At 72.7% G+C, this 8,816-nt stretch carries 7 protein-coding genes; 5 read left to right on the top strand and 2 right to left on the bottom strand.

Translation table 11 applies throughout. The features are described 5' to 3' along the window. The first annotated feature begins 347 nt into the window (after positions 1-347). The 3 genes from DMH12_RS13835 to DMH12_RS13825 all read left to right on the top strand — a co-directional run bounded on the left by DMH12_RS13835 (position 348) and on the right by DMH12_RS13825 (position 3,263). A complete protein-coding gene (locus DMH12_RS13835; RefSeq protein ID WP_125491870.1) occupies positions 348-1,175 on the top strand; it encodes a glycerophosphodiester phosphodiesterase in 828 nt (275 codons plus the stop codon). A 149-nt stretch (positions 1,176-1,324) separates the two neighbouring features. After that, entirely contained in the window at positions 1,325-1,963 is a 639-nt protein-coding gene (locus DMH12_RS13830; protein ID WP_125491869.1) for an ATP-binding protein, read from the top strand. Positions 1,964-2,297: 334 nt separating this feature from the next. Then, the gene (locus DMH12_RS13825) at positions 2,298-3,263 is read left to right on the top strand and encodes a DUF5926 family protein (protein WP_125491868.1); all 966 of its coding nucleotides are present in this window, start codon (positions 2,298-2,300) and stop codon (positions 3,261-3,263) included. Positions 3,264-3,413: 150 nt separating this feature from the next. On the opposite strand, the gene DMH12_RS13820 is transcribed toward DMH12_RS13825, so the two are convergent. After that, entirely contained in the window at positions 3,414-4,268 is an 855-nt protein-coding gene (locus tag DMH12_RS13820) for a hypothetical protein (RefSeq protein WP_312023933.1), read from the bottom strand. Positions 4,269-4,323: 55 nt separating this feature from the next. Then, positions 4,324-4,989 (bottom strand): bifunctional DNA primase/polymerase, encoded by a 666-nt coding sequence (locus tag DMH12_RS13815; RefSeq protein WP_125491867.1) that lies wholly within the window; start codon positions 4,987-4,989, stop codon positions 4,324-4,326. A 682-nt stretch (positions 4,990-5,671) separates the two neighbouring features. Between DMH12_RS13815 and DMH12_RS13810 the strand changes: the two genes are divergently transcribed. Both DMH12_RS13810 and DMH12_RS13805 read left to right on the top strand, forming a co-directional pair. After that, positions 5,672-7,093 (top strand): PP2C family protein-serine/threonine phosphatase, encoded by a 1,422-nt coding sequence (locus tag DMH12_RS13810; protein WP_125491866.1) that lies wholly within the window; start codon positions 5,672-5,674, stop codon positions 7,091-7,093. 133 nt (positions 7,094-7,226) lie between these two features. Beyond that, on the top strand, positions 7,227-8,729 hold the full coding sequence (locus tag DMH12_RS13805; RefSeq protein ID WP_125491865.1) for an aminopeptidase P family protein: 1,503 nt from the start codon (positions 7,227-7,229) through the stop codon (positions 8,727-8,729). The last annotated feature ends 87 nt before the right edge of the window (positions 8,730-8,816 follow it).

Genomic DNA, 8,816 nt, shown 5'->3' with positions numbered 1-8,816 from the left:
GGCGGAGGCAGCGGGAGCGTCCACCGGCACGGGGGGTGCGGACGGGGCCGGGGGTACCGCGGTGCCCTCGTTCTCGGTGCTCACAGCTTCTCTCCTAGTTCCACGGCAGTGTGTCGGTCACCCTGGTCGCGCCCAGCCACGCTCACGCGGTGGTCCACGGTCCGGCGCAATGCGGATGTGCTGGCCTTTTTGTATGCCATCAGCTTTTCCCACGGGCCGTCAGAGCACCATAAGCGGTTGCTGTGGGTCCTGGACCGTCCCTTACATGGGATATTCAAGGCTAAACGGACGCGTTGTCGAGTCGACCCGATGGCACGTCTACCCGCCCGCGGTGGCACCATGACGCGGTGACCCACGCACGACAGCACCGGATTCAGGTCGTCGCCCACCGTGGGGCCTCCGAGGAGGCCCCCGAGCACACCCTGGCCGCCTACCGGAAGGCGATCGAGCACGGGGCGGACGCCCTCGAGTGCGATGTGCGCCTGACGGCGGACGGTCATCTCGTCTGTGTTCACGACTGGCGCGTCAACCGTACGTCGAACGGCCGGGGAGCGGTGTCCGCGCTGGAGCTCGCCGACCTGGCCGAGCTGGACTTCGGGGCCCGCAGGACCCGCGAGTTCTGGCGCACGCGCGACGAGCAGCCGGACTGGGAGCACCGGCCCGAGGACCGGGAGGACACCTCCGTCCTGACCCTGGAGCGGCTGCTCCAACTGGTGGCCGACGCCGGACGGCGGGTGGAGCTGGCGATCGAGACCAAGCACCCCACGCGGTGGGCGGGTCAGGTCGAGGAGCGGCTGCTGCTGCTCCTGAAGCGGTTCGGACTCGACGCCCCGGCCTCGGCCACGGATTCCCCGGTGCGCGTGATGAGCTTCTCGGCACGTTCGCTGCACCGGGTGCGGGCCGCCTCACCGACGCTGCCGACTGTCTATCTGATGCAGTTCGTCTCACCCAGGCTGCGCGACGGGCGGCTGCCCGCGGGTGTCCGGATCGCGGGCCCCTCGATCCGGATCGTGCGCAACCACCCCGCCTACATCGAGCGACTGAAGCGCGCCGGCCACCAGGTGCACGTCTGGACCGTGAACGACACCGACGACGTGGATCTCTGCGCCGACCTGGGCGTCGACGCCATCATCACCAACCGGCCGCGCGCGGTACTGGACCACCTCGGACGCTGATCGGGCGCTGTACCGGGGCCGATTCGTCCACAGGCCTTGACCCGGCGGCCCGTCTGCCGCATTCTCCGGTCTCGGCCACACCGACGAAATCCAGCCACGTGATTACAGGGAGTGCTCCGGCGCGTTCGGTGCGTGTTCGACCGTGTCGAATGCGTCACTGGGCGAGGACGGGCCGGTTTCCGGTTCAGGCCAGAGGGGCATCCACACCGTGGCGTGGGGCGAAGGAGGTCTCGGGGGTGGCGTTGGTGGTGGCACAGGAAGTGCCCACGTCGTCGAGCATGGCCGTTCCCCATGGCCCTGCGGGCGTGGGGAGAGCAAGGCACCGGATGCGCGAGCAGCTGCGCAGCGGCGGTGTGGCGGAACCGGTCATCGACGACGCCGTACTGGTCCTTTCCGAACTCTTGAGCAATGCGTGCAAGCACGGCCGCCCGCTGGGCGACGCCCTCGCCGGCGACGGCGACGTGCGCGCCGCGTGGCGGGTGGACCCGCGCGGGCGGCTGGTCGTCGAGGTCACGGACGGCGGCGGTCCGACCCGGCCGGCGCCGGCGACCCCCTCGGTCACCGCGCACGGCGGCCGCGGGCTGAACATCATCACCGCGCTCGCCGACGACTGGGGTGTACGGGACGACGCGCGCGGCGAGGTCACGGTCTGGGTCGTCGTCCACGACGACGTGCACGACCCGGACGCCGGACACCGGCGCGACGACTTCGCCACCCGGATCGCGGCACCGGCGGTGTCGGAGATCCCCGGCCTGGACTTCGCGGACGTCGTCGAAGAGGCGGGCTGACCCCGCCGGCTTCGGCGCGGCACCTCTCGCCGCTGCGAGGCGCGGAGGCCCGGAGGTGGTGGGCGCAGAGGCGGCGAGCCGGGACGCGGGCCGGGCCGACTCCCGTCGTCGGGCCTCGCAGGGGTCCCGGGCTTCGCGCAGCCGCCCGCCGCGATTCCCCTCCAGCCCATCCAGATCCCTCCAGGCCGGCCCGTCCAGGCCCATCCAGCCACCAGGCAGACAGACCCACCCCCTGTCCACAGACGCCCCGTTGTCCACAGGTTCCCGTCCGTCCCCGCACGAACGGCTAGGCTCGCGCCGTACGAGATGAGCCGCCCACCGGGAGACACCCACGATGGCCAAGAAGCGACCCCAGACGAAGGCAAAGCGCCCGCAGGCCACCGCCGGAGAGATCCCGGTCGTCGGTGCCCGCGAACCCTGCCCCTGCGGCAGCGGCCGCCGCTACAAGGCGTGCCACGGCCGAGCGGCCGCGCAGGCGACGACCGCGCTGGTGCACCGCCCCTTCGAGGGGCTGCCCGGCGAGTGCGACTGGGTGGCCCTGCGGGAGCTGGTCCCGGCGGCCACGGTGGAGCTGACCCTGCGGGACGGCCTGCCCGAGGGCGTCCCCTCCGTCACACTGGCCACGGTGCTCCCGATGGCCTGGCCGGCCCTGCGCCGCGACGACGGCTCGGTCCTGCTCGGCCTGCAGAACGACACGGCTTCGGGCGACATCAGCCGCGACCTCGCCGACACCCTCAAGCAGGCGCTGGAGGCCGCGCCGGGCACCCCGGTGCAGGGCCGCCGCGCGCCGGCCGAGGGTCCCCGGCTGCAGGACCTGCTCGCACCCGAGGGGGCGTTCGAGCCGGAGGTGCACACGGGTTTCGAGTTCTGGGTGCCGGACCCGGAGAACGCCACGCCGGAGGTGACCGCCTCCCTGGAGCGGGCCAACGCCGCGGCCATCCCGACCGTCCGGCTGCAGAGCGTGGACGCCGCGTACTGGTGCGAGACGCCGGACAAGAACCACCTGCGCTGGGTCATGCCGCACGAGGAGGAGCGGCTTCTGGACGCTCTCGCGCGGCTGCACGCGGCCGGCCGGTCGTCGCTCGGCGAGGGCACCCGCCTCGTCGGCTCCTTCCGCGCCCATGGGCTCACCGTGCCGGTGTGGGACCTGCCGAGCGAGGTCACCGCGCAGGACATCGAGAAGCCCGCCGCCGAGTTCGGTGAGCGGCTCGCCGAGGCCCTGGCCGCGGACGCTCCGCTCACGCACGACGAGCGCCGGGCGCGCGGCGGCCTGACCAACCGGCAGGTGACCCTCAGCTGACGCGCGGCGGCAGGGGCCGGCCCGGCTGACCGACCGGTCAGCCGGAGCGCCCGCCGTGGAGCCGGTGACTCCGGTCACAACTCGCGGCGCGGACAAGCCAATCGGTGACCGGAAAACAGGAGATCGAATTTGCTAACAGCCGATCTCTTGTTACCGTTCGAGTAGCCCGGTTGCTGGTGCATCCCCCGTCGCCAGCAACCGGGTCTTTCCATGTCCCGGGTCGCGCACGCACCGCGACCGACGGTCAACTCCCCGTTCCCGCAGGTGAGTTGCTTCTCCCGCGGTCGGGGTTCCCGACGAAACCGTTGCTTCCGCTACTCCCGGCGCCCGCGTCATCCTGGCTCTCCGGTCGCGTCCGGTGTCCCTGTTGCTGCCGGTTCGCAGCAGCAGTGGCCCGTACCCGGCCCGGCTCGCGAACTCCGCGACCGCGGTGTATCCGGCCAATCCGCCCCGAGCGCGTTCCCGGGGTGTCTCGCAGGTGCCCGGCGCGTCCTCGGCGCTCACGGCGCACCGCATTCGCAGGCTGCGCCCGTCGGGCCCCATGAGGCTCAGCACGGCTTCGAGCCGGTCGCCGGTGGCGTTGCGGTAATAGGTCCGCGCCCAGGTCTCCGGCCCCTGGGCCAGGACGCAGGTCTGCGCCTCGACGCCTTCGGGCGAGGTGAGTTCGGGCCCGCAGCGCACGGCCGTGGCCGGTCCGGGCGGCAGCGGCGAACGCGGAGAGGCGGCCCCGCTCGGCGCGGGGGTGCCGCCGGCGGCACCGTCGGACGCCTTGGAGTCACCGCCCTGCGAGAGGATCCGGACGGTCGCGGAGGTGTCCGGCCCGGGGTCGGGCGGCGGCCCCGCGGACGCCACGGCGAACGGCAGCACCACCGCGCAGACCACGACGCCGGCGATGCCGTACAGACGGACGCGCCGCCGGTCCGGCCCTCCACGGCGCGGCCCGGCGCGGTGCAGGCCGGCGCGGGGCGTCGCGGCGGCACGGTGCTCCCCTGCATGAAGCGGCATGGTCCGGACGATAACGACGAAGGCCGGACAGACCCTTCGCGCGCGCCGGAGACCCCTACAACTCGGGCGCGCTCACACCCGTACGAGTGAGGGCGTCGACGGCCGCGTCCACCACGGCCTCCACGTCGGGCACCCAGGGCGAGGCGGAGCCGGGCAGCGGTGCCCGCTCCCAGCGGACGGCGCCGCCGCCGGTCTCGGACGGCGGCAGGGCGAGGTAGCCGCCGTCGCCGTGGAAACGCAGGGATCCGGGGACGAAGTCCTTGGCGTAGAGCAGCTCGCCCAGCTGCTCCATGGAGTAGGGCCGCACCAGCAGCGACCAGCGGGTGGGCGAGGCGACGACCGGGCCGACCCGCAGGCCGGCACGGTCGAGCGCGGCCAGGGCGTGGGCGGCCGGCAGGGCGGGCAGCGAGACCGCGCACGGGGCGCCGCCGCCGGTGGCCAGGACGATCGGCGCGGAGGGCCGGTTGCTCCACCACCAGCGCACCATGCGCGCGTCGGTCGTGGCTGCGAGGAGACCGGGGTCGAAGGGATGCGCGCCCGGCACCGTGCACTCGGGATCGGGGCAGCCGCAGCGGGTCCGCGCCTGCGGGTCCGCCGCCACGCCCGGGAGGACGGGCCACTGCCATTGCGTCGCGTAGGTCAGGGCCGCGCCGATCAGCTCAGGCCGCCCGCCGTCGTGCCGGGACAGGAGCCTGCGTCGCCTTCCGAGGATCTCGCGCATGAGCGCTCGTTCCTTTCCGTTGCACGCCTGGCAACACCGTGGTCACTCACACCATGTGTCGAGCATTCGCTGTGCGTAGCTTGGTGGCGCATCACATCCGTGCCGCGGGACGACCCCCACACCAGGGCGCGCTCCCCCGAGCGACATCCTGCCGGGGAACACCACTGCCGAAGGCAGGGGAAACCCCTGTGGGTCGAGCACTGACTGCGTCCGTGACGGTCCGTCCACACTGCGTCTGGCAAAAGCATGGGCGTGGCGCGGGGGTGGCGAAGTCTGGCGTTTGCCGTTCCGCGTATTTCTCTCCGCCTCCGCCACGGGAGGATGGGGCACGGTCGTCGGTGGATAGGACGCCCGGGTCCGTCGCCAGGTTCCGGGTGGCCCCCAACCACCCCCGGCCTTCTCCGAGTACGTACCCATCACGACCGCTGTGACGCTCCGTGAAGCACCCCCAGTCGACCGCAACAAGCCGTCCTCTGGGGCAGTTTCAAGCCAATCTAGCCTTTTCGCAAGAGTTCCGGAAGGAGGCCGCTCGCACCCCACGGACACCAGGAATCCCGGCAGGACAATGCTGGACATCCCCTTACGAGTGCGTGTACATGTGGAGACACTGCTAGCGGCGCAGAATGACATGGGGGTTTGCGATGCTTTTGAGCAGTAAGCGCCGGTCGGAAAGCCGGACACCATGAACGCCCCGCACCCTCCGAAAGTGGCCGGAATCGATTCAGTGGTCCCGTCCCCCGCACACACTGTCGCGCCCGCCGCCCCCGACGCCGCCCCGCCGGACACCTCGGACGCCGCTGCCGACGACGCCCCGGGCAAAGGCTCCGCCCCCGGCCTCCTCCTCCAGGACCGGCTGGCCGGCTGGGTCTCGGACCTCACGACCCTGCACGAACTGACCGAACGCCTGGTCCGTACGGACACCCTCTCCGACGGTCTCCAGGAGTTGCTGCGCGCCGGTGCCGCCCTGGTGGGCGCCCGGCGCGGTCTCGTCACCCTGGAGCCGGCCGACGGACTCGGCCCGGACACCACCATCGGCCTCGGGCTGGCCCGCGCCGACCTCGGCCACATCGAGACCGTGCCCCGGACCTCCCTGTCCTACGGGCGGATCCTGGACGGGCTGCCGGTCGACGAGGACGGGATCGCCGAGCCCGACCTGATGGCCGAGAAGGGCCTCGACCCGCGCCACCGGGAGGTCGCCGCCCGCCTCGGCTACGCCGCCAGCTACGCGCTCCCGCTCTCCGCCGAGGGCACCGGACGCCTCGGCGCCGCCGCGTGGCTCTACGACGAACCCGCAGAACCGGACGAGCACCAGCGGCACCTGGCCGGCCTCTACGTCCGGTACGCCGCGCCCCACCTGACCCGCCTCCTGGAGGTCGAGCGCACGCGCGCGTGCATGGCGACGATGGCCGAGGAACTGCTGCCCTCCCGCCTGCCGCGGGTGCCCGGCGTCCAGCTCGCCGCCCGGCACCGCACCGGCCCGCTCGGCGGCGGCGACTGGTACGACGCGCTGCCGCTGCCGGACGCCGCGCTCGGTCTCTCCGTCGGCTCCGTCACCGGGGCCGGGCCCAGCGCGGTCGCCGCGATGGGGCGGATGCGCGCCTCGCTGCGGGCGTACGCCGTGATGGAGGGCGAGGACCCGGTCGCCGTCCTGTCCGACCTGGAGCTGCTGCTGCGCCTGACCGAGCCCGCCCGTTCGGCCACCGCGCTGTTCGGCTACTGCGAGCCCGCGCTGCGCCGGATCACCCTGGCCGGCGCCGGGCACAGCCCGCCGCTGCTGATCGGGGAACGGCGCACGGAGTTCGTCGAGACCTCCGTCTCCGCGCCGCTCGGCATGCTCGCCTGCTGGGAGGCGCCCAGCGTGGAGCTGCAGGCCGAAGCGGGAGAGACGGTTCTGCTGTACACGGACGGGCTGCTGCACCGCACGGGGGACCGGGCCGACCGCGCCTTCGCCCGGCTGCACGCGGCCGCCGCCGGTGTACCGAGGGCAGCGCGCCACGATCCGGACGCGGTCGCCGACCACGTCCTGCGCACCGTGCTGCCGGACGGGAAGGCCGACGCGGACTCCGAGGAGGACGTCGCCCTGCTGGCCGTCCGGTTCGAATAACGGACACTGACCCATCGGAGATTGCGGATAACGGACAGTAGCGGCCCCCTCGTAACAGGCCCTTCGCCCCTGGGCCCCCTTCCGTACGACCGTACGATGGGGGTGGTCCAGTGCCGTATCGAGGAGGATGACCGTGGCGGAGGAGCTCACCCAGGAGAACCCGGAGATCCCGGAGACCCCGGAGGCCGTGCTTGAGGACGCCGCTGCCGAGGACGGCGACGAGCCGGTCAAGCAGCGCAAGAACGGCCTGTACCCGGGCGTGTCCGACGAACTGGCCGAGAACATGAAGTCCGGCTGGGCCGACACGGAGCTGTACGACCTGGAGCCCATCGCCCAGGCCGCCGAGACCGCCACCCGCCGCGCCGCGCTGTCCGCCCGCTTCCCGGGTGAGCGCCTGGTGATCCCCGCGGGCAACCTGAAGACCCGGTCGAACGACACGGAATACGCCTTCCGCGCCTCGGTCGAGTACGCGTACCTGACCGGCAACCAGACGGAGGACGGCGTCCTGGTCCTGGAGCCCAGGGGCGACGGCCACACCGCCACCATCTACCTCCTGCCCCGCTCCGACCGTGAGAACGGCGAGTTCTGGCTCAGCGGCCAGGGCGAGCTGTGGGTCGGCCGCCGCCACTCCCTCACCGAGGCCGGGAAGCTGTACGGCATCCCCGCCGCCGACGTCCGCGAGCTGCCGGACAGCCTCCGCGAGGCCACCGGCCCGGTGCGCGTCGTGCGCGGCCACGACGCCGGCATCGAGGCCGCCCTCACCGACAAGGTCACCGCCGAGCGCGACGAGGAACTGCGCGTCTTCCTCTCCGAGGCCCGCCTCGTCAAGGACGAGTTCGAGATCGGCGAGCTGCAGAAGGCCGTCGACTCCACCGTGCGCGGCTTCGAGGACGTCGTGAAGGTCCTCGACAAGGCGGAGGCGACCAGCGAGCGCTACATCGAGGGCACCTTCTTCCTCCGCGCGCGCGTGGAGGGCAACGACGTCGGCTACGGCTCGATCTGCGCCGCCGGCCCGCACGCCTGCACCCTGCACTGGGTCCGCAACGACGGCCCGGTCCGCTCCGGCGACCTGCTGCTGCTCGACGCGGGCGTGGAGACGCACACGTACTACACGGCGGACGTCACGCGCACGCTGCCGATCAACGGCCGCTACAGCGAGCTGCAGAAGAAAATCTACGACGCGGTGTACGACGCCCAGGAGGCCGGGATCGCGGCCGTGAAGCCGGGCGCCAAGTACCGCGACTTCCACGACGCGTCCCAGCGCGTGCTGGCCGAGCGGCTGGTCGAGTGGGGCCTGGTCGAGGGCCCGGTCGAGCGGGTGCTGGAGCTGGGCCTGCAGCGCCGCTGGACGCTGCACGGCACCGGCCACATGCTCGGCATGGACGTCCACGACTGCGCCGCCGCGCGGGTGGAGTCCTACGTCGACGGCACCCTGGAGCCCGGCATGGTGCTCACCGTCGAGCCGGGTCTGTACTTCCAGGCCGACGACCTGACCGTGCCCGAGGAGTACCGGGGCATCGGCGTCCGCATCGAGGACGACATCCTCGTCACCGCGGACGGCAACCGGAATCTGTCCGCCGGGCTGCCGCGCCGGTCGGACGAGGTCGAGGAGTGGATGGCGGCGCTGAAGGGCTGACGCACGAACGACGGCCGGGCACCTTCGCGGTGCCCGGCCGTCGTCGTACCGCCTGGTCGTGCCGTCGCCTCGTTGGGTCGTGCCGTC

It is taken from the genome of Streptomyces sp. WAC 04229, from assembly GCF_003947455.1.
GTDB lineage: Bacteria > Actinomycetota > Actinomycetes > Streptomycetales > Streptomycetaceae > Streptomyces.
This window is presented reverse-complemented; position numbering and strand designations above follow the sequence as displayed.

What these genes read in the sequence shown, in the direction of transcription:
- DMH12_RS13830 (WP_125491869.1), top strand. Translation starts at nt 1,325, where the DNA reads ATGCGTCACTGGGCGAGGACGGGCCGGTTTCCGGTTCAGGCCAGAGGG.
- DMH12_RS13825 (WP_125491868.1), top strand. Translation starts at nt 2,298, where the DNA reads ATGGCCAAGAAGCGACCCCAGACGAAGGCAAAGCGCCCGCAGGCCACC.
- DMH12_RS13820 (WP_312023933.1), bottom strand. Translation starts at nt 4,268, where the DNA reads ATGCCGCTTCATGCAGGGGAGCACCGTGCCGCCGCGACGCCCCGCGCC.
- DMH12_RS13815 (WP_125491867.1), bottom strand. Translation starts at nt 4,989, where the DNA reads ATGCGCGAGATCCTCGGAAGGCGACGCAGGCTCCTGTCCCGGCACGAC.
- DMH12_RS13810 (WP_125491866.1), top strand. Translation starts at nt 5,672, where the DNA reads ATGAACGCCCCGCACCCTCCGAAAGTGGCCGGAATCGATTCAGTGGTC.